Origin of the sequence: Streptomyces sp. BV286 (genome assembly GCF_019090165.1) — a bacterium.
In the GTDB taxonomy this organism is placed as follows: domain Bacteria; phylum Actinomycetota; class Actinomycetes; order Streptomycetales; family Streptomycetaceae; genus Streptomyces.
Genome location: NZ_JAHRIB010000203.1, coordinates 34,816 through 59,635, shown reverse-complemented (window position 1 = coordinate 59,635; position 24,820 = coordinate 34,816). Strand labels below are relative to the sequence as shown.

General features: G+C 71.3%; 16 protein-coding genes. 3 read left to right on the top strand and 13 right to left on the bottom strand.

The genetic code is table 11. The features are described 5' to 3' along the window. Positions 1–21: 21 nt before the first annotated feature. From KUF83_RS37605 to KUF83_RS37580, 6 genes are all read right to left on the bottom strand, one after another. Positions 22–900, bottom strand: a complete 879-nt coding sequence (locus KUF83_RS37605) for a carbohydrate ABC transporter permease (protein ID WP_217459539.1) — start codon at positions 898–900, stop codon at positions 22–24. A gap of 5 nt (positions 901–905) precedes the next feature. Continuing rightward, positions 906–1,952 (bottom strand): carbohydrate ABC transporter permease, encoded by a 1,047-nt coding sequence (locus tag KUF83_RS37600; RefSeq protein ID WP_254644941.1) that lies wholly within the window; start codon positions 1,950–1,952, stop codon positions 906–908. Between the two features lie 2 nt (positions 1,953–1,954). Beyond that, positions 1,955–3,325 (bottom strand): extracellular solute-binding protein, encoded by a 1,371-nt coding sequence (locus tag KUF83_RS37595; RefSeq protein WP_217459538.1) that lies wholly within the window; start codon positions 3,323–3,325, stop codon positions 1,955–1,957. 128 nt (positions 3,326–3,453) lie between these two features. Then, a complete protein-coding gene (locus tag KUF83_RS37590; protein WP_374106237.1) occupies positions 3,454–4,164 on the bottom strand; it encodes a peptidyl-prolyl cis-trans isomerase in 711 nt (236 codons plus the stop codon). Next, on the bottom strand, positions 4,161–8,438 hold the full coding sequence (locus KUF83_RS37585) for an NEW3 domain-containing protein (protein ID WP_217459537.1): 4,278 nt from the start codon (positions 8,436–8,438) through the stop codon (positions 4,161–4,163). Before KUF83_RS37585 ends, KUF83_RS37590 begins: the two co-directional genes overlap by 4 nt. A gap of 109 nt (positions 8,439–8,547) precedes the next feature. Continuing rightward, positions 8,548–9,432 carry a MurR/RpiR family transcriptional regulator gene (locus KUF83_RS37580; RefSeq protein WP_217459569.1) on the bottom strand — a complete coding sequence of 295 codons (885 nt, stop codon included), beginning with the start codon at positions 9,430–9,432 and terminating at the stop codon, positions 8,548–8,550. 244 nt (positions 9,433–9,676) lie between these two features. Between KUF83_RS37580 and KUF83_RS37575 the strand changes: the two genes are divergently transcribed. Continuing rightward, positions 9,677–10,441, top strand: a complete 765-nt coding sequence (locus KUF83_RS37575; protein ID WP_217459536.1) for a sugar isomerase domain-containing protein — start codon at positions 9,677–9,679, stop codon at positions 10,439–10,441. Between the two features lie 56 nt (positions 10,442–10,497). Here KUF83_RS37575 and KUF83_RS37570 read toward each other — a convergent pair whose 3' ends face one another. Genes KUF83_RS37570 through KUF83_RS37550 form a run of 4 tightly spaced genes read right to left on the bottom strand, consistent with a single transcriptional unit; the run spans position 10,498 to position 16,158 of the window. Further along, positions 10,498–11,523 (bottom strand): ABC transporter ATP-binding protein, encoded by a 1,026-nt coding sequence (locus KUF83_RS37570; protein ID WP_217459535.1) that lies wholly within the window; start codon positions 11,521–11,523, stop codon positions 10,498–10,500. Beyond that, the gene (locus KUF83_RS42345) at positions 11,516–13,630 is read right to left on the bottom strand and encodes a dipeptide/oligopeptide/nickel ABC transporter permease/ATP-binding protein (RefSeq protein WP_254644940.1); all 2,115 of its coding nucleotides are present in this window, start codon (positions 13,628–13,630) and stop codon (positions 11,516–11,518) included. Before KUF83_RS42345 ends, KUF83_RS37570 begins: the two co-directional genes overlap by 8 nt. 14 nt (positions 13,631–13,644) lie before the next feature. Next, positions 13,645–14,571 carry an ABC transporter permease gene (locus KUF83_RS37555; protein WP_217459534.1) on the bottom strand — a complete coding sequence of 309 codons (927 nt, stop codon included), beginning with the start codon at positions 14,569–14,571 and terminating at the stop codon, positions 13,645–13,647. A gap of 15 nt (positions 14,572–14,586) precedes the next feature. Then, a complete protein-coding gene (locus KUF83_RS37550) occupies positions 14,587–16,158 on the bottom strand; it encodes an ABC transporter substrate-binding protein (protein ID WP_217459533.1) in 1,572 nt (523 codons plus the stop codon). A gap of 231 nt (positions 16,159–16,389) precedes the next feature. Here KUF83_RS37550 and KUF83_RS37545 point away from each other — a divergent pair, with 231 nt between their 5' ends. After that, positions 16,390–17,148 carry an IclR family transcriptional regulator gene (locus KUF83_RS37545; RefSeq protein ID WP_217459532.1) on the top strand — a complete coding sequence of 253 codons (759 nt, stop codon included), beginning with the start codon at positions 16,390–16,392 and terminating at the stop codon, positions 17,146–17,148. A gap of 109 nt (positions 17,149–17,257) precedes the next feature. Then, complete coding sequence (locus KUF83_RS37540) at positions 17,258–18,496, top strand: PP2C family protein-serine/threonine phosphatase (protein WP_217459531.1); 1,239 nt, start codon at positions 17,258–17,260, stop codon at positions 18,494–18,496. Here the strand turns inward: KUF83_RS37540 and KUF83_RS37535 are convergent. The 3 genes from KUF83_RS37535 to KUF83_RS37525 all read right to left on the bottom strand — a co-directional run bounded on the left by KUF83_RS37535 (position 18,468) and on the right by KUF83_RS37525 (position 24,694). Continuing rightward, positions 18,468–19,964, bottom strand: a complete 1,497-nt coding sequence (locus KUF83_RS37535) for a family 43 glycosylhydrolase (RefSeq protein ID WP_217459530.1) — start codon at positions 19,962–19,964, stop codon at positions 18,468–18,470. The genes KUF83_RS37540 and KUF83_RS37535 overlap by 29 nt on opposite strands. A gap of 13 nt (positions 19,965–19,977) precedes the next feature. Further along, positions 19,978–23,247 (bottom strand): discoidin domain-containing protein, encoded by a 3,270-nt coding sequence (locus KUF83_RS37530; RefSeq protein WP_217459529.1) that lies wholly within the window; start codon positions 23,245–23,247, stop codon positions 19,978–19,980. A 418-nt stretch (positions 23,248–23,665) separates the two neighbouring features. After that, positions 23,666–24,694, bottom strand: coding sequence for a LacI family DNA-binding transcriptional regulator (locus KUF83_RS37525; protein WP_217459528.1), 1,029 nt, complete (start codon positions 24,692–24,694; stop codon positions 23,666–23,668). Positions 24,695–24,820 lie beyond the last annotated feature (126 nt).

The window sequence follows — 24,820 nt, the reverse complement described above, 5'->3', positions numbered from 1 at the left end:
GGGGCCCCGGACAGCGGGGCGTCAGAGCTTCACGGCTCCGGAGGAGACACCGCGGTAGAACCACCGCTGGGTGATCACGAACAGCAGCAGTACCGGGATCACCGAGATCACCGAGCCCGCCATCACCATGCGCTGGTCGTAGCCGAAGGACGACGTCTGCAGCCGGGCGAGCCCCAGCGTCAGCGTGAAGTGGTCCTCCGAACGCAGCACGATCAGCGGCCAGAGGAAGTCGTCCCACGCGCTGATGAAGGTGTTGATGGTGACGACGAGGATCGCCCCGTAGGCCGACGGCAGATACAGGTACCGGAACCGCTTCCACTCCCCGGCGCCGTCGAGCATCGCGGCGTCCTCGATCTCCCGGGGGACGGCGAGGAACGCGGCCCGCATGATGAGGACGTTGATGGCGGCGACGAAGCCGGGCAGCCAGACCCCGAGCAGGTTGTCGACGAGACCCATGTCCCGGATGCTCAGGAACAACGACACCATGATCGACTCGAAGGGGAACATCATGGATGCCATCAGCAGCACCCACACCAGCTTGCGGCCCTTCCAGGCGGGCTTGGAGAGCATGTACCCGGCCATGGTGGAGAAAACGAGCTGACTGGTGATGGAGATGACGGCGACGAACAGGCTGTTCCTGATGTACGTCCACACCGGGACCTGGGCGAAGATCTCGCGGTACGCCCGCAGGGACGGATCGCGGGGGATCAGTGAGGCGCCCGCGCCGAAGACGTCCTCGCCCGCGCCCTTGAGCGACGACAGCGCCTGCCACATCAGCGGCCCGACGGTGATCCCGAGGACGAACAGCAACAGCAGGTAGCGGACGATCAGTTCACGCGGGCGGCCGTAGTCGCGCCAGCGGGGCATCAGGCGTCGGCGCTTGTCCACAGCGGTCGTCATGCCGGTCATTCCTCGTCTTCCTTCGTCAGTCGCTGCGCGAGGAGCGTGAGGCCCAGGGTGAGTACGAAGAGGGCGACACTGACGGCCGCGCCGTACCCGGCGTTGCCGGTGAGCGGGTCGAGGCCGACGTCCCGGATGTAGAAGGGGAGCGTGCGGTCGGCGCCGCCCGGGCCGCCGGTGGAGCCGCCGAGCATGTAGATCTCGGTGAAGACGCGGAGCGAGCCGATACCGGTCAGCGTGCCGACGAGCATCATCGACTGGCGGACGCCGGGGACCGTGACGTTCCAGAAGCGGCGGACCGCGCCCGCGCCGTCCACGGAGGCTGCCTCGTGCAGTTCCTTCGGTACGTTCCCGAGCGCGGCGAGGTAGAAGATCATGTACCAGCCGAGGCCCTTCCACAGGGTGAGGCCCATCGCCGACAGCAGGATCAGCCACGGGTCGGAGAGGAAGGGCACGGCCGACCGGATCAGATGGGCCTTCTCCAGCCAGGTGTTGACCAGTCCCTGGTCGCTCAGCAGCCACTGCCAGCTCAGCCCGACGACGACACTGGAGGCGAGGACGGGCGTGTAGAAGGCGGAGCGGAAGAAGCCGATGCCCGGCAGGTTCTTCTCGACCAGGATCGCCAGCAGCAGGGGCAGCAGCACCATCAGGGGGACGACGACGACCGCGTACAGCAGGCTGTTGCGGGTGGCGAGCCAGAAGTCGTCGTCGCCGAGCATCCGCGTGTAGTTGTCCAGGCCCACCACGTCGAACGAGCCGCCGAGCGGCTTGGCGTCGGTGAAGGACAGGATGAGTGTGTTGAGGAACGGCCACACCCCGAAGACCGTGATGGCGACGACCGCCGGCGCCATCCACAGCCAGGGCAGCCACCAGCGGCGGTAGAGCGCCGCGCCCCCCGCGTCCGCGGCCGGGCCGGGAGCCAGGGCACGGAGGGCGCGACGCAGTCGCCCCGGCGGGGGTGTCGGACAAGCGCCGGGGCGGGGGCCGCCCGTCCCCGGGGGAGCGGGGACGGGCGCCTTGTCGAGGGTGGTGCGGGACACTCGCTGAGCCATCGTCAGCTGCCCTGCTCGATCAGCTCGTCGGCCTTGGACTGGGCCTCGTCCAGGGCGTCCTGGGCGCTCTTCTTGCCCTGCATCGCGAGCTGCACCTGGGCGGCGATGGCGTTCAACTCGCCCGGGGTGAGGGCGATCTCGTCGGCCGTGGAGGTCTGGCGGTCACCGGCGACTATCTTGCGTGCCTCGGCGAAGGGGTCGTCACCCTCGACCTTCTGGAAGAAGGGGTCCTTGAGCGACTCCGTGGTGGACGGGAAGATCACCACGTTCGGGTCCTTCGCCCACGCCAGCTGGTTCCGGGCGTTGGTGAGGAACTGTGCGAAGGCGAGAGCCGTCGGGGCGTTCTTGCTCGTCGACGCGACGCCGACGTACTGCGGGGCGCCTACGGTGTGACCGAGGTCGTCCAGCGGGTAGCGGGCGACGCCGGTCTTCTTGTAGACGGTCGGGTTGTTCTGCTCGATGAAGCGCAGGTAGTTGGGGTTGGTCTGGCCGTAGACGAGCTTGCCCTGGCCGTAGACCGAGGACGGGTCCTGGTTGGAGGAGATCGAGTCGCGGGGCATGGCACCGGCCTGGTAGAGCTTCTTCATCCAGTTGACCCACTGGACCGTCCTGGGGTCGTCGGCGAAGGTGAAGGACTTGCCGTCGGCGGACAGCACCTCGACGCCCATCTGCTGCCAGTCGGCGGGGATGCGCAGGGAGGGGTTGGCGAGGAAGGCGTAGTAGTCGCCGTCCGAGGCCTTGGCGATCTTCTCGGCGTCGGCGAACAGGCCGAACATCGTCGTCGCGGGTTTCGCCGGGTCCAGGCCGGCCTTCTTCAGCAGCTCCGTGTTGAAGGTCTGCACGATGCCGCCGGAGTACCAGGGCAGCACGCTGTGCACCTTCGTGCCCTTCGCGTCGGCGTAGGTGCTGGACTTCCACATCGCGTCGGTGAACGGCTTGCCCGCGTCCGGTGCCTTCTTGTCCAGGTCGAGGAGGTAGCCGTTCTTCGTCAGCGCGATGGCCGTGTTGACGTTGATGTTGACCACGTCGGGCAGGGTGCAGCCCTGGGCGTCGGCGACCAGGCGCTGGGTGAAGGTGGAGTCGCCGGGGTCGTCGATCCACTTCACGCTCGTACCGGGGTGGGCCTTCTCGAAAGCCTTGATGACGCCGTTGAAGTAGGTGCCGAAGTCCTTCTTCAGGTTGGTGGTCTGGAAGGTGATCTTTCCCTTGACGTCGCCGCCGAGCTTGCCGGACCCGACGTTGCCCTGGTCGACCTTGCAGCCGCCCGCCGTGGCGTCCCCGTCGTCGGAGCCGCCGGAGAGGCCGCAGCCTGCGGCTGTCAGCGTCAGTACGACGGCACAGGCCAGGGATCCGGTCAGTCTTCTTGCGCGCATTGCTGCCCTCCTGAGACCCAGTCTTCTGCTGGTTCAATTCACCAACTTCGACTCCGATTGATGAAAAGGTGGACCAGAATTCATCGGAGGTCAATGGGTGCCGTGTTGCTTTTAGGTTCCGTGGACCGTCAGTGCCGGTGCTCGTGGTCCGGCTGGGAGGGGTCGCCGGGGTGCTCGTGGCCGGCCGCGTACACCACCGCGGCCCGTGCCTCGTCGAGCCAGCTGAAGAAGGCGCGCCGGCCCGCCGACCGGCGCAACTCGTGGGCGATGCCCGCGCGTACGGCCTCGTACGGCAGGAAGTCCGAGGGCTGCGCCCCGCCCGAGTGGTCGCCGAAGGGATCGACGCCGCGCCGCAGGGCGTCCTGGGTGAGGAAACGGTCGGGACTGCGGTCGTAGTAGTCCCGCACCGCCGCCGCGGGCACGTCCTGCTCGGCCTCCAGCGCGGCGAGCAGGGCCCGCGCGGCCGGGGAGTGTGCGAGCACCGCCGCGACGATGCTGCCGAGATCGGCGACGTCGGCCTCGGCGACGGCGAGGATCTCGGAGGGCCGGGCCTCTTCGGGAGGCCGCAGTCCGCGTTCGGCGCAGGCCCGGCGCGCCAGTTCGTCCACGACGACGACCTGCGTCGCCCAGCGCCGCCGCTGCCGTTCGGCGCGCGCCGACGCGTCGGGCCGCGTCCCCGGATCGCGGGGCGGCACGGCTGTCAGCAGCGTGTCGACGTGCCGTGCGGCGAGTGCCTTGCCGTGCACCAGCGCGGCCGCGCCCTCGGGCGGCCGAGTGCCCGGGGGAGGATCGGGCGGATGCGGATGCGGATGCGGATGCGGGTGTCCGTGACCGTTCACGGCAGCACCTCCAGGGGGACGGCCTCCGTATAGGCCACGCTGCCGTGCCAGGCGGCCTTGACCATCAGCCAGTACGCGCCCGGGGCCACCGCGTCGCCGTCCACCTCGATCACGCACTCCCGGCTCTCTCCGGCGGGCACGGTGAAGCCCTGGCTGCCCGGGGTCACCCCCGGCCAGGTTCCCCACGACGACACGGCCCACAGGGTGCCGCCGACCGGGCCGCGCGTGGTGTTGCGCACCGTCACCGGGACCCGTACGCGCTCGCCGGCCCGCACACCGACGCGCTCGGCGCCGAGCCGGCAGACCAGCGCCGGGCCCGTGCGCCCGTCGGGCTCGTCCGCCGGTGTGGTGCCCGGCACGTCGAGGGCCACGACGTCCTCGTACGTCTGGCCGCCGTGCGCGAGGCGTGCGGCGAGCCAGTGGCGGCCGGGCGCGGCGCCCGGAGCGGGAGTGACGGTGACCTCGGCGAGGGTGAAACCGCCGGGGCCCAGCGTGTACGGCAGTTGGGCGGGCTCGGCGGACCAGCCGGGCGGTATCCGAAGGTGGACCGTGCCCGAGACCGGGGCGTCCGTCAGCTCGGAGCTGACCCGGACCGTCGCGGTCACGGGTCCGGAAGCGGTGAGCGCGGGCGGTGAGACGTACACCGCCACGGGCAGGTTGCCGCGCGGGGCGGGACCGGAGTTGTGCAGCCAGTACCTCGTGTGGACGGGCTGCGCCGGTTCGTGCGCGGCGACTTGGGGCCCGGCCGTGGTCAGCCCGGGCGCCGACCGCGCAGTCGCCAGGACCGTCGCGACCTCGAACCCGGTGAGGCCGACGTCCAGCACACCGTCCTCGTCCGGGGCCAGCGGCTCTCCGGGTGTCTCCAGGACGTCGGCGCGCGCCCCGGCGCTCCAGGCGCCCGGCCCGTGCACACGGGCCCGGACCGGGCGGCCGGACACCTCGTGCATCCGGACGACGACTCCCCGGCCCGGGTCCGGCAGGGCCACGCTGCCGCGGGCCAGCGGCGATCCGGCCGGTTTCAGCGCGTCGAGCAGCACCTCGCCCGCCGGTTCCAGCGCCAGCAGCGCCGTCCGCCTGGGCAGCGGGGGGCCGTCCGGGGACCCGCCGCCGTCGCGCAGCCGCGCCGTGAGCGGACGGTTGTACGCGTGGCCGGTGCGTGGCAGGCCGAGGTCCCGCCAGTCGCCGACGCCGCCCACCACGGCGTACTCGAAGGTGTGCGACCACCGTTGGAGCTGGAAGGAGGAGCCGTCGGGGGCCGTGCGGCGGGGCGGGTCGACCCAGATGCCCGAGGGCCAGCCCGTGCAGGAGCGCATCAGCGACATGTAGAGGTCGCCCGCGCTGGTGACCACGCAGCCGGGGGTGCCCCGGTTGAGGACGGCGAAGCTGCGGCCGTCCCAGGCGTCGCCCGGCGGAAGGGCCTCGCCGCCGCCCGCCGCCGTGGCCCGCACCACCGCGTCGTCCAGGTCCGCGACCAGCGCGTCGACCGCCTTGGCGTCGTCCTCCTGCCGGAGGCCGGCGACGACGAGCAGCGGCAGCCGTTCGAGGTCCCGCAGGTCGGCGCCGGGCACCCACTCCTCGCGCAGGCTCGCGCGCGGGGCGACCCAGACGGCCGCCACGCCCTTCTCGGCCAGCTGTCGGCGCAGTTCGCGTCCGGCGGCCGGATCCCAGCCGAGTGCCTCGGCGACGACCTCGTTGCGGTCCGGGCCGCCGACGGCGATACGGATGTCCGGCAGGTTGGAGTCCACCTCCAGGTCGCCGTAGCGCGGCCCGCCGGCGATGGTCGAGGTCGCGGTGACACCGACGCGGACCAGGGCCGCCGCGAGCGGAGTGCCGAGTTCGCCGGCCTCGTCCCAGGAGCCGTACACGAGTTCGGCGACCCCGATGGAGCGGTGGCCGAGGAGTCTGCCCGTGTCGTCCCGGATCTCGGCGCGGGCCGTGGAGCCGAGTCCGAACCAGGTGTTCGCGGGGTTGTCCAGCGTCCAGGGGAACCGTTCGCTGTCGACGTCCACGAAGCCGAATCCGCGCCCGATGACGGCGTCGGCCACCTCGTGCACCGGCAGCCCGCCCCGCACGTCGGAGGGCCAGCGCACCCGGATCAGCCGGTCGGCGCCGTCGTAGCCGTCGATCGTGGTCGACAGGTCCAGGCGCGCCACCCCTTTCCACAGGCACAGCCGCTGGGTGTAGCGGAACAGGCCGAGGTCCGCGGTGACGGTGATCCGGGAGCCTGCCGGGGAGTGCTCGACGCGGACGTCGGCGGGCACCTCGCCGCTGCGGGCGGCGGTGGTGCCGGTCGGGGTGAGATGCCAGGGGCCCTCACCGAAACGCGGGTGGCGTGGGTACTCCTCCTGCACCACCAGTTCGTTGCCGATCTCGCCGGTGCGCAGCAGGTCCTGGCCGCCCTCCGCGAGCGCGCGCAGCGCGCTGACCGCGCCGCCGCGCTCCGGGTCGACGGTCAGCTCGTAGAACTCGTTGCGGATGGTGGCGCCCTCGCCCGGTGCCCACTCGGGGACGCTGCCCCGTGCGAGAGGGAGCGCCGTGAGACCCATGCCGGGGACGTCCGGTACGACCACGCGCAGTTCGCCGTTCTCCCGGACGGCGGGCAGCGGCAGACCCGTGTCGTCGAGCGGGACGAGCCCGGGGTCGGCGACGGTCAGCACGTCCCGCCGCTGCCAGGTCGCGGAGTTGAAGACGACCAGGTCCGGGCCGCCGCCGGGCAGGGGGGCCACGTGTGCAGCCAGGGCTCCGGTCGCGTCGGCGTGGACGGTCTCGGCGAGGTCGGCCAGTTCGCGCCAGCCGGTCAGCAGGTCGATGTAGACCTGGTCGGACTCCGAGCCCGTGATGGCGTCGTGGTGGGCGCCGTAGATCAGCTGACGCCAGGCCTTGTCGAGGGCGGCGTCCGGATAGACGTGCCCGGTGACGAGCGAGGCGAGCGTCGCCCAGGCCTCGGCGTCGGCGAGCAGCGTCTCGCCGTACCGCTGGGCCTGCTTGGTGTCGATGTACGAGACGTCCTTGCCGGTGTAGACCGGGTTCATGTCCCGTGTCTGCGGCGAAGGCCTGCGCCCCTCGGCGTCCAGTTCGGCCCGCACCGCGGCGAAGAAGTCCCGGGGCACCCCGCTGACGAAGCGCGGCCAGACATAGCGGGCGTTCCAGTCGCGGTGGATGTCCATGACCCAGCGGCACGGTGGGGCGTAGTCCCCGCCGACCGGCAGGAGCACGTTGCGGGTGAGCGCCACCTGCTTGAGGCCGCGGAACAGCTTGAACGCCGCCGCCCGCGCCTCGGGGAGCGTCGGCGCGTTGTCGATGGCCCAGCCCGCGCCGTAGTGGTTGACCATGTACGCGGTCAGCAGCCCGCGTCCCGACGGCGCGATCCACGAGAACTCGGCGGGGAACTGCATCCGCTTCGGATCACGGGGTTCCTCACCGAAGACGGAGAGGGTGGGGCCCCACTGGTGGTAGGGGCCGCGCGCCCACGAGCTGGAGGTCAGACCCGCGTCGGCCATCAGGCCCGGGAACTGCGGATCGTGCCCGAAGGCGTCCAGCTGCCAGGCCGTCTCGGGCGAGGCCCCCATGATGCCGCGCTGGAAACCGTCTCCGTGGACGGCGTTGCGGATGGTGGCCTCGGCGCCGGTGAGGTTGGTGTTCGGCTCGTTGTAGGTGCCGCCCATGATCTCGACACGGCCGGTGCGCAGCAGCTCCCGCAGGAAGGCGCGTTCCTCCGGGAAGGAGTCCCAGTACGGCTTGAGGTAGTCGACCTCCGCCAGCACGAAGGTGTACGCCGGATCGCGCCGCGCGAGATCGCAGTGGGCGCGCACGAGACTCATCCCGGACCGGCCGCGGGAGTCGAAGGTACGGGCCGGCAGGCCCGTGACGGCCGGGTCGTCGGCGACGTCCCAGGTCTCGGTGTACGCGGCCTGGGTGTTCCACCAGACGGGGTCGTAGTGGAAGTGGCTGACCATGAACATGGTCCAGCCGGTCTCGGCGGCGGTGAACTCGGCGGTGTGCACGGCGACTTGAGAGGCGTCGCGCTCGTCGGTCGCGGTCACCGTGATGGTGCGGCGCTCGCCGGGGGCGAGGCTGCTGAGCACGGGTGTCTCGGCGCGCACGGTGCCGTCGTCGGCCGCGGTGGCGCGGGACTCTCCGGCGACACCGGGGCCCTCGACCGTGAGGCGGACGGTCCGGCCGGGGGAGTGGCTCAGTTCGACGGCCACCACCTGGCGCGGCTGTTCGGCGGTTCCGACGAAGAGCTCGGTCGACTCGACAGAGATCACGCGCATGGGGCTCCTACGAGGGTGCTCGGCGGAGCCCCATCGTGACACCGAGAGGATGATTCAAACAACCATCCATCGAGATTCTCGGTGGTTCATCCATACATCCCCGGGTGGCCTACCGTGTGCGGCGGTTCTTCACCGCGTGCTGTCCGGCGATGTGGTCGGTCAGGGCCAGTGAGGCGCTGGCCCGGGTGTACGACAGCTGGGCCACCCGCACGTAGAGGCAGTCGATGAGCACCAGGACGGAGTGCCGGGCGCCGATGCTGCCGGTGCGGAAACTCGTCTCGGAGGAGGAGGAGACGAGACGGATGTCCGCGGCCCGGGCGAGCGGCGACTTCGGGTCCGCCGTGAGCGCCACGGTGGTGGCGCCGCGCTCCTTGGCGAGTTCGAAGGGCTCGATGGTCTCCCGGGTCGCCCCGGAGTGCGAGATGCCGATGGCGACGTCCGCCGGGGTGAGCAGCGCCGCCGACGTGGTCGCCGCGTGCACCTCGGTCCAGCCGCGGACCGAGCAGCCGATGCGGAACAGCCGGGTCTCGGTCTCCTGGGCCACCGCGCCGCTGCCGCCGACTCCGTAGACGTCGATACGGCGGGCGCGGGCGACGGCCTGGGCCGCGCGCTCCAGTGCGTCGAGGTCGATCCGGTCGATCGTCTGCTGGACCGCCCGCAGGTCCGCGCTGCCGACGACGGTGACGACCCGTTCCAGGCCGTCGTCCGGGGAGATGTCGGGGCCGATCTCCGCGCTGCCCCAGTCGGAGACCTCGCCGCGGCCGCGCTCCTGGGCCAGTTCGATCAGCAGATGCTGGTACGAGTCCAGGCCGATGGCGCGGCAGAACCGGGTCACGGTGGCCTGTGACGTGCCGGTGCGGCGCCCGAGCTCGGCGGCGGAGGAGTGGGTGACGGCCGCGGGATCCTCCAGGATCAGCTCGCCCACCTTCCGCAGCGAGCCGGCCAGCCGGGGCAGCTCCGTGCGGATCAGCGAGGTGACGTCCGTCGGGGGCATTCCGTTGCCGGCGCCGGTCCGTTCCATGGGGTTCCCGATCTCCTCGGTGGTGCCTGCAGTGCAGCTGAGAATGTATCAGCCACCAACCGTCCCGCAGATTGAATCTCAGGACCGAAAGGCCGCCACGCCCGGCCGTGGCGAGGGCGTGGAGAAGTCCCGTTGCCCGACGTCCGTGGCCTATGGTTTATTCATTCAAGCAAGCTCATGAAGAGTGGTGGTTTCATCCACCGGTGGGGAGTGCCGCGTGACCGTCGACTCTGTGAACGCGGGCGGATACGCACGCCAGGGCCTGGACGTCCTGGAGCACATCGCCGCGTCCTCCCGGGACGCGGTGGGCCGGGCCGCCGAACTGCTGGCCCGGTGCGTGCGCACGGACGGAGTGATCCAGGCGTTCGGCACCGGGCACTCGCAGGCACTCGTCCTCGAACTCGCCGGACGCGCCGGAGGGCTGGTCCCCACCAACCGGCTGAGCATCGCCGACCTCGTCCTGTACGGGGGCGACGACCCGAGCGTCCTGGACGACCCGCTCCTGGAGCGCAGGCCGGGCGTCGCCGAACGGCTCTACGACCTCGCCGGGCCGCAACCGGCGGACCTGTTCGTCATCATCTCCAACTCGGGCGTCAACAACGTCATCGTGGAGATGGCGCTGCGGGCCAAGGAACGGGGCCACCAGGTCCTCGCCATCACCTCGCTGGCCCACACACGGGCCGTCCCCGCCTCCCACCCCAGCGGGAAGAAACTCGCGGACATCGCCGACGTCGTCCTCGACAACGCCGCTCCGCGGGGCGACGCACTCCTCGAACTCCCCGGCGGCGGTGCCGTCTGCGCCCTGTCCACCCTCACCGGGGTGATGCTCGTCCAGATGACCGTCGCCGACACGGCCGCGCGGCTGCTCGCCGACGGACTGCGACCGCCCGTCTACGTCTCCGCCAACGTGCCCGGCGGCTTCGAGGGCAACCTGGAGCTGGAGACGAGGTACGCGGGCCGCATCCGGCGTACGGCCAGTTGACACGTGCCGACGGCGGCGCGCGCCGGGTCCGCTGAGCGTCCCGGCGCGCGCCGCGCTCAGAGAGCCCCGGTCCCGGGCGCCGCCGCGGCCACGGGTGTCTCCTCCAGCGGGAAGTGGCAGGCCGCCGTGTGGTGCGGCGTCGCGAGGGGCGCCGCGGGGACGGCCTCGGCGCAGATGTCCTCCGCACGCCAGCACCGTGTTCTGAAGCGGCAGCCGGACGGCGGGTCGGCCGGGGACGGGATCTCACCGGTGAGCAGGATGCGCTCCCGCTTCGCCCCGCGCCCGGCCGCGAGCGACGGGGCCGCCGACAGGAGAGCCGCCGTATAGGGGTGCCGGGGCCGTTCGAAGAGAGCCTCCGCCGATCCGGTCTCCACGATCTTGCCGAGGTACATCACGGCGACGCGGTCGGCGACGTGCCGCACCACGGACAGGTCGTGCGAGATGAACACGTACGACAGACCCAGCTCGTCCCGCAGATCGCCCAGCAGGTTGAGCACCTGCGCCTGGACGGACAGGTCCAGCGCGGAGACCGGCTCGTCGCAGACGATGACCTCGGGTTCCAGGGCGAGGGCGCGGGCGATGCCGATCCGCTGCCGCTGCCCGCCGGAGAACTCCTGGGGGTGGCGGCGCGCGTCGGAGGCGCGCAGTCCCACCATCTCCAGCAGTTCGGCCACGCGCGCCGCGCGCCTCGGGGCGGGTACGAGGTCGCGGTGGGTGTGCCACGGCTCGCCGATCAGGTCCGCCGCGCACAGCCGCGGATTGAGCGAGCCGAACGGGTCCTGGAAGACCATCTGCACCTTGCGCCGCCAGGCGAGCAGTTTCGCCCCCGACAGCGAGAACGGGTCCACTCCGTCGAACCGTACGGTTCCCTCGTCGGGCCGTTCCAGCATCAGCAGGACCCTGGCGAGCGTGGTCTTGCCGCAGCCGGACTCGCCGACCAGGCCCAGCGTCTCGCCGCGGCCGAGGGACAGGTCCACGCCCGCGAGGGCCCGCAGTCTGGTGCTGCCCTTCGCGGTACGCGGCACCGGGAAGGTCTTGGCCAGGCCGGTGGCCTCCAGCAGGGGTGTTCCGGGCTCAGGCATCGGCCAGTTCCTCCGAGAAGTGACAGGCGGCGGCGCGTCCGGCTCCGGTCCCGGCCAGCTCGGGCCGGTGGGTTGCGCACAGGTCGCGGGCCATCGGGCAGCGCAGCCGGAAGGCACAGCCGGAGGGCACGGAGCGTGGGTCGGGCGGGCTCCCGGGTATGGAGCTCAGCCGGGAACCCTTGTGCTGCTCGGCCGGCACCGACTCCAACAGGCCCCGCGTGTACGGGTGGTTGGGCTTGCCGAACACCTCGCCCACCGGACCGGTCTCCACGACCGTGCCCGCGTACATGACGGCGACCCGGTCCGCGTGCTCCGCGACGAGCCCGAGGTCGTGGGTGATGAGGACCAGGGCCATCCGCTGCTCGCCGCGCAGTTCGCGCAACAGGTCCATGATCTGGGCCTGCACGGTGACGTCCAGTGCCGTGGTGGGCTCGTCGGCGAGCAGCACCTTCGGCCGCAGGGCGACCGCCATGGCGATCAGCAGCCGCTGGCGCATGCCGCCGGAGAACTGGTGCGGGTAGGCGCCGGCGCGCGAGGGAGCCTCCGGGATGCCGACCCGCTCCATCAGCTCGACCGCCTTGGCCTTCGCGGCGCGCCGGGACATCTTCTCGTGGATGCGGAACGGCTCCGCGAGCTGCGCCCCGACCGTCTGGACCGGGTTGAGCGCGCTGAGCGCGTCCTGGAAGACGATGGCCAGACCGGGGCCGGCCAGCTTGCGCCTGGCCCGGGCACCCAGCGCCAGCAGGTCCTCACCCTCCAGCCGGGCCTGCCCGCCCACGACCTCGGCGGCCGGGTCGAGCAGCCCCGCGACGGCGTGGGCGGTCATGCTCTTGCCGCATCCCGACTCGCCCAGCAGCGCCAGCGTCTCCCCGGACCGCACGGCGAAGCTCACACCGCGCACGACGGGGACGGACCCGGCGGGGGTACGGATGTCGACCGACAGGGCGTCGACGGCGAGGGTGTCGTCCTGCGCTCCCGTGGCGGTCCCGCCGGCTCCTTCACGGGGGCGGGGAACGGTGTGGACGGCCGCGGCGGGCGCGACGTCGGCGGCCGTGGGGGCGGCGGGCCCGGACTCCGGCCCGTGCTGGACACCCGGGGCGCCCGGGGCTCCGGACTCCCCCGTGCCCTCGGCCGCTGCGCGGCCGCGCAGCCGTCCGCGGCGGCCACCGCGTCGCAGGCCGTGCCGCCAGCGCTGGCCCGGGTCGGTCGCCAGCCGGGCCCAGGCGGCGAGGACGGTCGCCGACACCGTGGTCAGGACGATGGCGAGGCCCGGGAAGACCGCGATCCACCAGGAGCTCTGCAACTCCTGCCGCCCCTGCGCCACCATCAGCCCCCAGCTCACGTCCGGCGGCTGGATGCCGATGCCGAGGAAGCTCAGCGAGGACTCGGTCAGCATCACGAAGCAGAAGTCGAGCGCGGCGACGGTGAGCAGGGTGGGCAGCACCGTGGGGGCGACGTGGCGACGGATGGCCGCCCAGCTACCGGTGCCGAAGGTGCGTGCCGCGTCCATGAACAGGCGGCTGCGCAGTTCGGCGGACTCGGCCCGCGCGGTGCGCAGGTACACGGGGATCCGGGCGACGGCCAGGACCAGCACGATGTTGGCGGCGCTCGGCGAGAAGACGTACAGCACGACCACGGCCAGCAGGAGGGAGGGGAAGCTGAGGATCACGTCGGCGATCCGCAGGGACACGTTCTCGCGCCGGCCGCCGTGATAGCCCGCCCACATGCCCCAGACCGAGCCGACGACGAGTGAGCAGAGCACGGCGGGCACCGCCACGGACAGGGTGGTCCCGGCCGCTGTGATCAGCCGGGCGGCCACGGGGCGGCCCAGGGAGTCGCTGCCGAGCACGAAGGCCCAGCCGTGGTCGAGGGTGAACGGCGACCGGCCGGGATCGCGCAGGTTCTGCTGCGTCGCCAGGTCACCCACGAGCAGCGGGCCCAGGACGGCGCACACCCCGACGGCCAGCAGGACCAGGGCCGCCGCGCAGGCGAACCTGTCCTGGAGGAGCAGGGTGAGCCACTTGCGCCGGGCCGTCACCGGGCCGGTGCCGGGACTCGCGTCGCCGTCGTGGTCCGCGTCCTTGCGGACGGTGTTCTTACGGAGCATGTCTCTTCCTTGGCTCACGCCGCCGCCCGCTGCCGGACCCGCGGGTCGAGGATCGCGTGGCAGACGTCCACGAGGATGTTGAGGGCGAAGATCACAAGGGCGGTCAGCAGGACGGCGGCCTGCAGCACCGCGAAGTCACGCTGGAGCACCGAGTCGATCATGAGCTTGCCGATGCCGGGCCAGCCGAAGATGGTCTCGACGACGACGGCCCCGTTGACGAGTCCGACGGCGAGGTCCCCCGCGACGGTGAGCGCGGGGGCGGCCGCGTTGCGCAGGGCGTGCCCGAAGACCACCCGCGACTCGCGGGCGCCCTTGCTACGGGCCACCTTCACGTAGGGGGCGGAGAGCGCGGAGACCATGGCGCCGCGTACGACCTGGACCAGCACGCCGAAGGGGCGGACGAGCAGTGTGGCCACGGGCAGTATCCACGCGGCCGCGCTGTCGGTGCCGGACGTGGGGAGCCAGCCCAGTGTCACCGCGAAGATCAGGACGCCCATGATGGCGAACCAGAAGTCGGGGATGCTGGCGGCCGTCGAGGAGAGGAAGCTCGCGACGCGGTCCGTCGCCGAGTTGGGGCGGTACGCGGCCAGGCTGCCGATCACCACGGCACCCACGACGGCGAGCAGCATCGTCCACCCGGCGAGCTGCAGCGTGGCGGGAAAGGCCCGCAGCACCGACTCGCTCGCCGACTGCGCGGTGCGCAGCGACTCGCCGAAGTCGAGGTGGGCGACCTGGACCAGGTAGTCGCCGAACTGGGTGAGCAGCGGCTGGTCGAAGCCGTTGCGGGCGGCGAACTCGTCCCTCATCTCGGGTGTCGCGCTGAGCGGGAGATACAGGTTGGACGGGTCCCCGGTGAGGCGGGCCAGGAAGAACACTCCCAGGACCACCACCAGCAGGGGGATGACGCTGGAGAGCGCACGGCGGCGCAGCATGGTGAACATCGGTCCGCTCCTCCCTCAGTCCGCGCGGCGCATGTCGGAGAGCCGCATCTCGTCGTTGGTGGCCGAGTCCGGCCGGTAGCGGACGTGCGAGGAGAGAGCGAGGATGCCGGTCATGTTGGCCATGACGGCGTCCCGTACGACCTCGTCGTTCTGGTGGGCGAACGCGTCCGCGAAGGCCTTCTGCCGCTGGTCGCCGGACGCCAGCTGGGCCCGTGTCGTCAGGGCGTCGAGTTCGGGCGTCCCGTAACTGCTCTGCGCGCCCTTGCTGCCGTAGATCTGGCCCATCGTGAAGGCCGCGTCCCCCGCCTGGTTGCCGTGCTGTGCCTGGAGGAGGGTGGGGCCGATTCCCTTGGGGAAGGGGCGCAGCAGGTACTCCAGCCACGCGTTGACGTCCAGCATCTTGATCTCGACCTTGAGCCCGGCCTTGATCAGGCCGTCCTGCACCACCTCCATGGCCTCGGCGGCCTTCGGGTAGATGCCGTTGCGGCCGATGAGGGTGATGGTGGTGCCGGTCGGTACGCCGTCCGCGCGGGCCTCGGCCACGAGAGCCTTGGCGCGCTCGGGGTCGTAGGCCCAGGGCTTGATCCGCGGGTTGTGTCCCGTGACGCCCTTCGACACGAGCTGGCCGCTCGGTCGGCCCGAGAAGACCGCCGTGACCAGGCCCTCCCTGTCGATGGCGTAGTTGACGGCCCGTCGGATCCGGATGTCGTCGAGCGGTGCCTTGGTGGCGTCCATCCGCAGGTACGAGACCTCGTTGGTGGTGAACTCGACGGCCCGGTCGCCCGCGCCGTCCTCCGGGGCGAGCCCGATCGCGACATCGGCCTCGTCGTTGGTGACCATGGCCGCGCGCACGCTGCCCTCCGCCCGCCACACGTACTTGGCGGCGGCGAAGTCGGGGGCCTCACCCCAGTAGCCGGAGAAGCGCTTCAGGCGCAGGAACCGGCCCTGGCTCCACTCGTCGAGCCGGTAGGGCCCGGTGCCTACCGGCTTGCGCACCCTCGCGTCGGGGTCGGTGCTGGTGGGCACGATCTCGACGAAGGACAGGCGCAGCGGGAGGATCGGGTCCGGTTCTGCGGTGGTGACCTTGAGCGTCGTGTCCCCGGCGGGTGTCGCGGTGACCTTGCTGTCGGTGAAGATGTAGCCGTCGACGTTGCAGTTGAGGTCCGACTCCGTGGCGCGCTCGATGGAGAAGGCCGCGGCCTCGGCCGTGAACGCGGAGCCGTCGTGGAAGCGGACGCCCTCGCGCAGGGTGAAGGTCCACGAGGTGGGCGAGTCGCGCTTCCACTCGGTGGCCAGGGCCTGCTCCAGCCGCCCGGTGGACGGATCGCGTTCCGTGAGCGCCTCCGTGATGTTGGAGCGCGTGACCCGGCCGGTCGCGGTGAGCGAGGCGTCGCAGGGTTCGAGGGTCGGCGGCTCCTCGGGCAGGACGACACGGAGGGTGCCGGGGCCCTCGCCGATGGGGTCGGCACCGGCGACCGAGCAGGCCGGGGCGGCCAGCAGGACGAGGGCCGACGCGAGCACGCCCGCGGTGCGTCTGCGGCGTGGACGGGTGTGGGAGCGGATGCGCACTGGGCCTGGACCGATCACTGTTCTGTTCCTCCGCAAGCGCAACCAGGGACTCCGTCCACAATGGAGAACGCGGTTTAGATATGTGGACGATCATTATTGGGTGGGCTTTGTCGAAGACGTCAAGGGGTGTGCAGCAACAAGCCGACATTCGTACGGACATGACGGTGCGTCTGCATATGTGAATACTTCTGGGCCCTCCTGGGCGGTGCCCGCCTTGCCCGCTCCGTGCGCGTGACGCACGCTGGTCCCATGGGTGCGCACGACGGGCCTACGCTCATCGCGTCCGTCCAGCGGGCCTTCCGGCTGCTGGAGGCGGTGACCGCGCACGAGAACGGCGCGCCGGCGAAACAGCTCGCACGGGAGACGGGCCTGCCGCTGGCGACCGCCTACCACCTGCTGCGGACACTGGTCCACGACGGATATGTGCGGAAGCTGGAGGACGGCGGGTTCGTCCTGGGCGACAAGGTGCAGACGCTGCGCAGCACGGGCCGCGGGCAGGCACTCCTCAGTCGCGTCCGTCCCGCGCTCGCCGCGCTCCGCGACGACCTGGCGACCGCCGCCTACCTCACCTTCTACGAGGAGGGCGAGATCAGGGTCGCCGAGATCGTCGACGGCCCGCGGGCCCCGCGCGTCGACCTCTGGGTGGGTTTCGAGGACGCCGGGCACGCCACGGCCCTGGGCAAGTCCGTACTGCGCGAACTGGACGACGAGGCCCGCGAGGACTACCTCTCCCGCCATGGCCTGGCCGACCTCACGCCACGGACCATCACCAGCCGGCCGGAACTGCTCCGGCGCCTGGACTCCTCCCCGGTGGCCCCGGCCGTCACGGACCTGGAGGAGTACGCCCTCGGTACCGTCTGCGTGGCCGTGCCCGTCTACAGCGGGGACACGCTCGGCTCGCTCGGCGTCTCGCTCCCGGTGAGCCGGCTCTCCCGGCTGGAGGAGATCAGTGCGCGGCTGATCCCTGCCGCGGACCGGGTGACCCGGGGCCTCTCGCTCACTATCTGAAATCCGCCGCCTTGTGGCAGCCCCGGCCGACACCGTTTCCTGGATGAAACAGGCATTTCGGGAGTACGTCCCGTAGGTGCGCCCATCCACAGACGAGGACTGCTGCCGCATGAGCCAGGCGCGACACCACGGGGGCGACCACCGGCAGGCCCGGCTGTTCCGGCACCGCGTGACCTGCCCCGGAAGCCCGGCCCGCAGGCGCGCCGCCGTCCGGCTGGCCGCCGGGACGCCCGTCCTGCCCGTGCTGATCGTCTCCGTCGTCGCGCTCACCGACCTCCTCGGCGGAGCGGGCATGATCTGGCTGCCCCTCCTCGCCGCCGGACCGGCCCTGGCCGCGACCACCAACGGACCGCGCGGCGTCCTGTGCGTGGGTCTCCTCGCCGCGGCGCTCGGCGCCACGCTCGGCATCCGCGACGGCGTCCCGGGCCGGGAACTGGCGGCCGTGCTGTGCGCCCTGGCCGCCGTCACCCTGGCCGGCGGCCTGGCCAGCGCGCTGCGCGGACGCCGGGAACGGGTGCTCGCGGCCGTCCGCTCCGTCGCGGAGACCGCCCAGCACGCCCTGCTCAAACCCGTGCCCGCCACGGTCGGCCCGTTCCAGGTGGCCGTCCGCTACAGCGCCGCCGCGGCCGAGGCCCGTATCGGCGGGGACCTCTACGCGCTGATACCCACGCCGTACGGGGTCCGCCTGATCGTCGGCGACGTGCGCGGAAAGGGGCTGCCGGCCGTGGGGACCGCCGCGCTGGTGCTCGGCGTCTTCCGCGAGGCCGCCTACGACGAGCCCGACCTCCTCGCCGTCGTCGAGCGCATCGAGCGCAGCCTCGCGCGCAATCTCGGCCACGACGACTTCGTCACCGCCGTCGTCGCCGGCTACCCGCGGGCCGGGCACACCGACGCGGGACACCTGGAAATCGTCAACTGCGGACACGCGCCCCCGCTGCTGGTGGACGCGGCCGGGAACGTCGTCGCGGCGGAGCCGACACACCCGGCCCCGCCCCTCGGGCTGCGCGCCCTCACGGGCCACACCCCGGACCTGCAGGTCCTGCCCTTCGCCGACGGCGACCAACTGCTGCTCTACACCGACGGGGTGACCGAGGCCCGCGACCGGAGCCGCGCGTTCTACCCCCTCGTGGAAGGCCTGGCCCGCCACGTGTCCGACGAGCCCTCGCGCACCCTCGGCGCCATCCACGGCGAACTGCTGGCGCACGTGGGCGGCCGGCTCCACGACGACGCCGCGCTGCTCCTGATCCGCAAACCGTCGGCCCGGGAAGCGATGGTTCCCGAACCGACGGTTCCCGCAGCGGCGGTTCCCGCAGAGGCGGTTACTCGCCCGACGGTGCCGTCAGGCTGACGCCGAGACCCACCGGCGTGCCGAAGTCCGGCGTGCCGTCGGCGTTCCAGGTGAACTTCTGCGCCCTGGTGCTCCGGTTCATGTCGCAACCGCCGGAGGCCGAGCTGTTGGCGTGGTAGACCATCCAGTCCTCGGTCCCGTCGGGCGACTTGAAGAAGCCGTTGTGGCCCGGCCCGTACACACCGGCCGCGTTGGACCGCTGGAAGACCGGGTTCGGCGACTTGACCCAGGACGAGGAGCTGAGCGGGTCACCCCCGTTGTACGTGAGCATCCCCAGCTTGTAGTCGGGCGTCGAGCAGTGGCTGGCGGAGTAGACGATGAAGGTCTTCCCGCCCCGCTGGAGGACCTCGGCGCCCTCGTTGACCGCGCCGCCCACCGTCTCCCAGCCGTGGGTCGGGGTGGACAGCACCCGGCGGGTACCGCTCGCGGTCCACGGGTTCGACAGCGGCCTGATGAACATGGGCTGCGAACCGTTGTAGAAGGTGCCGAGCAGATAGAGCTTGCCGTCGAGCTGGAGGATGCCCGGGTCCAGCTCCCAGGTGTTGTCCTGGGCCGGATCGAGCAGGTCGGCCTTGAAGCTGTAGGGCCCCATCGGGTCCAGGCCGGCGCTCTCCAGCACGTGGATCCGCTGGGTGCCCAGGTCGTACGGCTCCCGCCCGGCCGTGTAGTAGAAGTACCACCGCTTCCCGTTGGGGCCGTCGAGCAGGTGGAACTCCGGGGCCCACATCGTGCCGGCGCCGTTGGGCCGGGAGAGGTTGAAGATCACCTGCTCCGTGGCCGTCTTCAGACCTGCCAGGGTGTCGGCCTTGCGCATGGTGACCGTCGAGTTCCAGGTCGTGGTGGCGAGGTAGTAGTTCCCGTCGTGGTAGGTGAGCCAGGGGTCGGGGCCGCGCTGGGCGAGCGGGTTGGTGAACGTCCCCGGGCTCGTGCCGCCGCCGGTGAAGCCCGGCAGCCGCCACACCCTCCCGTTCGCGGTGGCACACGGCAGTTGCACCAGGCCGGTGTTGGAGGCCGACGAACCGCCGCTGGGCGTCACGCACTTGCCGGAGCCGGCCGACACCAGGTTGAAGGTCTTGTCCGTTCCGGTCACGGACACCGGTGCGAGCCGCCACCGCTGGTTCGTCCCGTTGTGGCAGGGCCACTGGATGATCGTGGCGTTGTCCGCCGTGGACGCGCCGGACACGTCGACGCACTGACCCGACCGCGTGGTGATCGTGTAGGTGTCGCTCGTCCCCGCGACCGGGGTGAAGCCGAGGTCCTGGTTCGCACCGGCACCGCAGGCGGCGGCACGCAGCTGTGTTCCGTTGGTCGTCGAACCCCCGGGAAGCTCAAGGCAGTTGCCGCCGTTCTGGTTCACCCCCGTCGAGGTGAAGGCGACGGCGGCGGCCGCGGGCGGGGGTGCCACGAGGAGGGCGACCACAACGGCGAGCACGGCGGTGAGCACGGACAGGCATCTGGAACGGGTCACTGGGGCACACCCTTCATCGCTTGGAGGTTGCCGGGGGGCCGTACACCTTGGCTTCGAGGAGCCCGACGGAGCTGCTGCCGTTGCCGGTGAGCAGCACCCGTAGTCGGGTCGTGTTCGTGGGGGTGAAGGTGACGGTGTTGTACTGGTTCTTGGCCAGTGGATAGCCGCCGGTGCCCGGCACGTCGACGTAGGCGCTGCCGTTCCAGTACTGCAGCTTCCACGAGGCGGGCATGTCGATGCCCTGGTCGTCGTCGAAGAAGTACACCTCGGCCCTGTCGAGGGTCTTCGCGGACGGCCAGGTCAGCTCGGCCCACTGCTGGCCCGTCTCCGGCCAGGTTCCCCAGCGCGGGTTCACCGCGTCGTTGGACGACGGCGGATCGATCCCGTCGTTGACCGCGGCGACGCTCTCCCAGGAGGAGGTGTACGACGCGGACGCCGTCGCGGACGTCGCCTGGTTGGCCGGCGGCTGGACGCCGCCCCGGTTGTACACCTTGACCTCGGTGAGCCCCGTCCTGGCGCCTGAGGCGTTGGTCGCCAGGATGCGTATGCGCTGGGCGCTGACCGCCGGGAACCGCACCAGGTTGTAGTTGGCGCGTGGCGCGGCCGGGCTCTTGGTCTGACTCGGCGCGTTCACCCACGAACTGCCGTTGTGGTACTGGACGGTGTACGCGGACGGCGCCCGGTAGGTGGTACTGGCCGGGCGGCTGTCCTTGAAGTACAGGCGCACCTCGTCGAGCGTGCGGGCGCTGCCGAGGTTCAGCTCGTACCAGTCCTGGCTGTTGGCGGAGCCGCCGGCGCCCCAGAACGGCTCGTTGGTGGGAAAGCCGTCGACCGCCCCGGAGGTGCTGCTGCCGGACCCGGTGTGGGAGGCGGACACGGTCGCCCCGGAGGCGAGGTTGGTGAGGTCCGCGGTCAGGTCGACGCCGGCCTTGGCGAGCATGTCGACCATCCGGGGGCTGTTCTGCACGACCTGGTTCGGGGCCTTCAGCCCGGCGACGGACGTGTGGTGGGTGACCGTGCCGCTGGTGGTGACGTCGCCGGTGGCAGGGTCCCAGGTGAAGGGCACCAGGGAGCTGACCGTCGCGGCCCGGTTGCCGTTGACGTAGATCGAGTAGCCCTCCGGGACGCCTGGATAGCGGACCACGCCGTCGGCCGGGTCGTCCCAGACGATGGACAGGTCGGCGCCACGGTAGCGGAGGTTGTTGACGGTGAAGTGGCTCCAGCCGATGTTGATCGGGGAGAGCTCGACCTTCGCGTCGTTGCGTGGGCGCAGCCCCGCGACGTCCTCGATCACGGTCCAGTTGCTGCTGCCGAGGATGTTGTGGTGGATCCAGGAGCGGTAGTCGATCCCGGTGCCGTTCCAGTCGGCCCAGAACTCGTTGGCGTCCGGCCACTGGGTGTTGCCGCCGACGTACTGTGCCCAGGTGTTCCAGTAGAGGAGCTTCTTGTAGTCGGTCGCGCTCATCGCGGAGTTGGGGTAGTTGCGCAGCACCGACGAGTAGAGGCGGAACTGCACGGTGGAGTTGATGGTGGAGAAGTTGTTGGAGCCGGGGTTCCCGGCGTCGGCCGCGGCCTTCTTGTCGACCTGGTTGGCCGTGTAGAAGGGGAAGACCGGATACTGGGCCGGGTCGTCGTACAGCCGCAGGGCCTGCCGGTACGTCGCCGTGTTGGGGACGGCTCCGACCGAGAACGGGTAGTAGTTGTTGATCTCCTTCCAGGGCACCCACTCGTTGGTCGACTTGAGCCGGTGCTCGAACAGCTGCCTGTTCGGGTTCCAGAGCACGTTGACGATGGCGTCCTTGATCTGCGTCGCGAGGGTGCGCATCTCGGTGGCCTTGGCCGTGTTGCCGATCGCCTCGTAGGCCTGGGCGGCGGCGAGGGCGCCGCTGTACTGGTAGGCGGACTCGGCGCGGTCCATGTTCCCGGGCTTCCAGTGGAAGGACACCGCGTCGGCGTCGTTGCCGGTCAGGGCGCCCCAGTCGTACTCGATGAGCTTGTTGTTGTCGTGGTCGTAGTGGGCGAGCTGTCCCTTGACGTCACCCTCGGCGTAGCGGGCCAGGTTGGCGGCGATGCCTGGTTGGCCGCCGTGGATCTGGTAGCTCTTCCAGGCCGCTTCGGCGATGTACTGGGTGTAGCTGTTGGACCAGTTCTCCGGATCTCCCGGGTTGTCGAGGAAGCGGGCGCCCTTGGAGGTCTGGCCCACGCTGAGCCAGTCCCCGTACGCGTAGGCAGGGTTGCGCAGGTATTTGAGATCGTCGATGTGCATGGGCTGGGTGAGCGCGATCGCGTTGTTGTAGCCGAGCACGCCCTCGGTCGAGGTGGGGAACTGGAAGGTCTGCCCGGGGATGTCGGCGTCGAGGCTGTTGAAGCGCATCAGCCACCAGCGGTAGTAGATGTTCTTCTTGATCGCGCCTTCGGGGACGTCGATGTAGGGCACGTTCTGCGCCCACCACAGGTTGTAGGCCCTGACGTGGGTGGCGAACGCGGTGCTGTTGGAGTAGCCCGCGTAGGCGTTGTACTCCGTCAGGGACTCGGGGATCTCGTCGGTGACGAAGCCCATCACCACCTTGGCCGTGACCGTGGCTCCGGCCGCGATCGTCACGGACCGGTTCAGCCCGCCGCCGGAGACGGCGAAACCGTCGCCGGTGAGCCGCGGGCGCAGGGTGGTGAGGTTGTTGTACGCGTTGACCTGCCCGGTCAGTTCGCTGCCGCTGCCGGAGGTGGCGTGCGGGGAGGTGGCCCGCAGTTGCAGTGTGGTGGAGCCGCTGCCGGTGTTCCTGATCGACAGGTTGGTGACGGCGACGTTGTTGTCGGTGATGAACTTGGTCTGGTCGACGGTGACCGAGCCGCTGGTGTGCACGCTCTTCCAGTGGCTGGGCGTCTGCCGGCGCTGGGAGACCTGCTCGGTGAAGGTGCCGGGGGAGAGCGCCACGCTGTAGGCGTTGTTGTCGTTGACGCTCTCCCAGTAGGCGGCGTGGCCACCGAAGCCGAGCACCGCGGGGTCGTGGGTCTTCATGAAGAGCGCGCGGCCGCGGGTCATCAGCCAGGGCCCGGCCGGGTCGTTGCCGGTGCGGGCCAGCAGACGGTCCATCCAGAAGTCGGTCCCCGAGCTCTCCGCGTCGTAGATGCTCCGCATCATGTCGCCCGTCGTGTGGGCGACGGGCGGTGCCGGGATCGCGGGCCCGCTGAAGGTGGGGAAGCCGATGGTCTGCGCGGCATGGGCCGGAGCCGCGGTGACGACGGAACAGATGATGAGCACCAGTGCGACGAGAAGGCGCTTCACGACAGTGCCCTTCGGCGGCGGGCGTCCAACCGGCCGCGGGCGCAGGTGGTTTCGGGTCCGGTCCCGCCGGCCCCGGATGACATGAAGTGGTGCGGGGCGTGCAGGGCGTCCCTTTCCGGGGACGCCGGCCGTCGTCTTCTCATCGGAGCTCCCTGTCCGGTTGACGGCACACGCCGTCGCCCGGACGTGCCGGGAGACGGCTCGTCGACTGCCGTCGAGTGTGTTGTGCTCATGACATGCAGCTGTGCGGACGTGCACGGGAAGCGCTGGAGAGCGAGAACGGGACCTGCCGGGGAGGGAGACCCCGCGTGCCGGAGAGGCGCTGAAAGCGACCTAAAAGGTTTTCGCAACGTAGGTCTGTGCTCCGGAAGTGTCAAGAGGGAGGCGCGCGGCCCGGCACGGCCCGCCCCCTCGGCCCTCAGGACAGAGCCGCGGTGGACCCCCTGATCACCACTCGGCAGGGCAGGGTCTCCACGCCCGACCGCCGCGCCCCGGCGATCGCGCTGAACAGGGCGTGCGCGGCCGCCCGCCCCACCTGTTCGAGGTTCATGTCGACGCTGGTCAGCGGCGGGCGGGAGGCGGAGGTCAGCACCTGCCAGTTGTCGAAGCCCATCACCGCCACGTCCTCCGGCACCCGGTGGCCGCGCTCACGCAGTACGTCCATGACGCCGCGGGCGATCTGGTCGCTGCCGCACAGGACGGCGTCCACGTCCGGGTGCTGGTCGAGCAGCATCGCGGTGGCCGCCCGCCCCCAGCCCTCCGACCACACCCCGAACCGCGGTTCGCCGACCAGGCCGAGCCCGGCGTCGGTGAGGGCGGCCCGGGCACCCTCGGCCCGTTCCTGCGCCGCGAGATACCCGGGGTCCCCGGTGATGTGCGCGATGCGCGTACGGCCGCAGGCGAGCAGGTGACCGACTGCGATCCGGCCGGCGCCCACGCTGTCGGGGACGATGGACAGATCCGCCGGATCCTCCGACGGCGCGTACGCGTAGACGACGGGGACGGGCAGTTCGCGGCCCAGGGACGGACGTGGGTCGGTCCGGCTGCCCACCACGATGAGGCCGTCGACCCGGCGGCCGAGCAGGGCGCGGACATGGTGCTGCTCACGGATCGCGTCCCCGCGGGCGTCGCAGAGGAACACCGCGACCTCACCCGCCCCGAACGCGTCCTCGGCACCCATGAGGATCGGGATGCCGAACCGGCCCTCCAGGTCGCTGGTGAGCAGACCGACGGTGCCCGTGCGCCCGGCGAGCAGGCCACGGGCCAGCTGGTTGGGCCGGAACGACAGTCGCTCGGCCGCCTCGATCACCCGCTGCCGTGTCTCGGCACGCACCTGGCTGCGGCCGTTGAGGGCCTTCGACGCGGTGGCGAGGGACACGCCCGCCAGCCGGGCGACGTCGCTGAGCGTGGCGGGCCCCGAACGGGAGGGGTCGATGGCCTGTGCCATGGGGTTCTCCTGTCTCGCGTCGCGTGCCGAGGCCGTCGAGGGTGGCACGTCACGCCGGAAACGGTACGCGAGAAGTTTCGGCCGAGGTGCGGACATGACGCTTCCACGGGTTTCGGCAAGTCGCGT

Bases quoted from the DNA above. Each gene is read 5' to 3' on its own strand.
- KUF83_RS37605 (WP_217459539.1), bottom strand. From the start codon at position 900: ATGACGACCGCTGTGGACAAGCGCCGACGCCTGATGCCCCGCTGGCGC.
- KUF83_RS37600 (WP_254644941.1), bottom strand. From the start codon at position 1,952: ATGGCTCAGCGAGTGTCCCGCACCACCCTCGACAAGGCGCCCGTCCCC.
- KUF83_RS37595 (WP_217459538.1), bottom strand. From the start codon at position 3,325: ATGCGCGCAAGAAGACTGACCGGATCCCTGGCCTGTGCCGTCGTACTG.
- KUF83_RS37585 (WP_217459537.1), bottom strand. From the start codon at position 8,438: ATGCGCGTGATCTCTGTCGAGTCGACCGAGCTCTTCGTCGGAACCGCC.
- KUF83_RS37580 (WP_217459569.1), bottom strand. From the start codon at position 9,432: ATGCCCCCGACGGACGTCACCTCGCTGATCCGCACGGAGCTGCCCCGG.
- KUF83_RS37570 (WP_217459535.1), bottom strand. From the start codon at position 11,523: ATGCCTGAGCCCGGAACACCCCTGCTGGAGGCCACCGGCCTGGCCAAG.
- KUF83_RS42345 (WP_254644940.1), bottom strand. From the start codon at position 13,630: ATGCTCCGTAAGAACACCGTCCGCAAGGACGCGGACCACGACGGCGAC.
- KUF83_RS37555 (WP_217459534.1), bottom strand. From the start codon at position 14,571: ATGTTCACCATGCTGCGCCGCCGTGCGCTCTCCAGCGTCATCCCCCTG.
- KUF83_RS37545 (WP_217459532.1), top strand. From the start codon at position 16,390: ATGGGTGCGCACGACGGGCCTACGCTCATCGCGTCCGTCCAGCGGGCC.
- KUF83_RS37540 (WP_217459531.1), top strand. From the start codon at position 17,258: ATGAGCCAGGCGCGACACCACGGGGGCGACCACCGGCAGGCCCGGCTG.
- KUF83_RS37525 (WP_217459528.1), bottom strand. From the start codon at position 24,694: ATGGCACAGGCCATCGACCCCTCCCGTTCGGGGCCCGCCACGCTCAGC.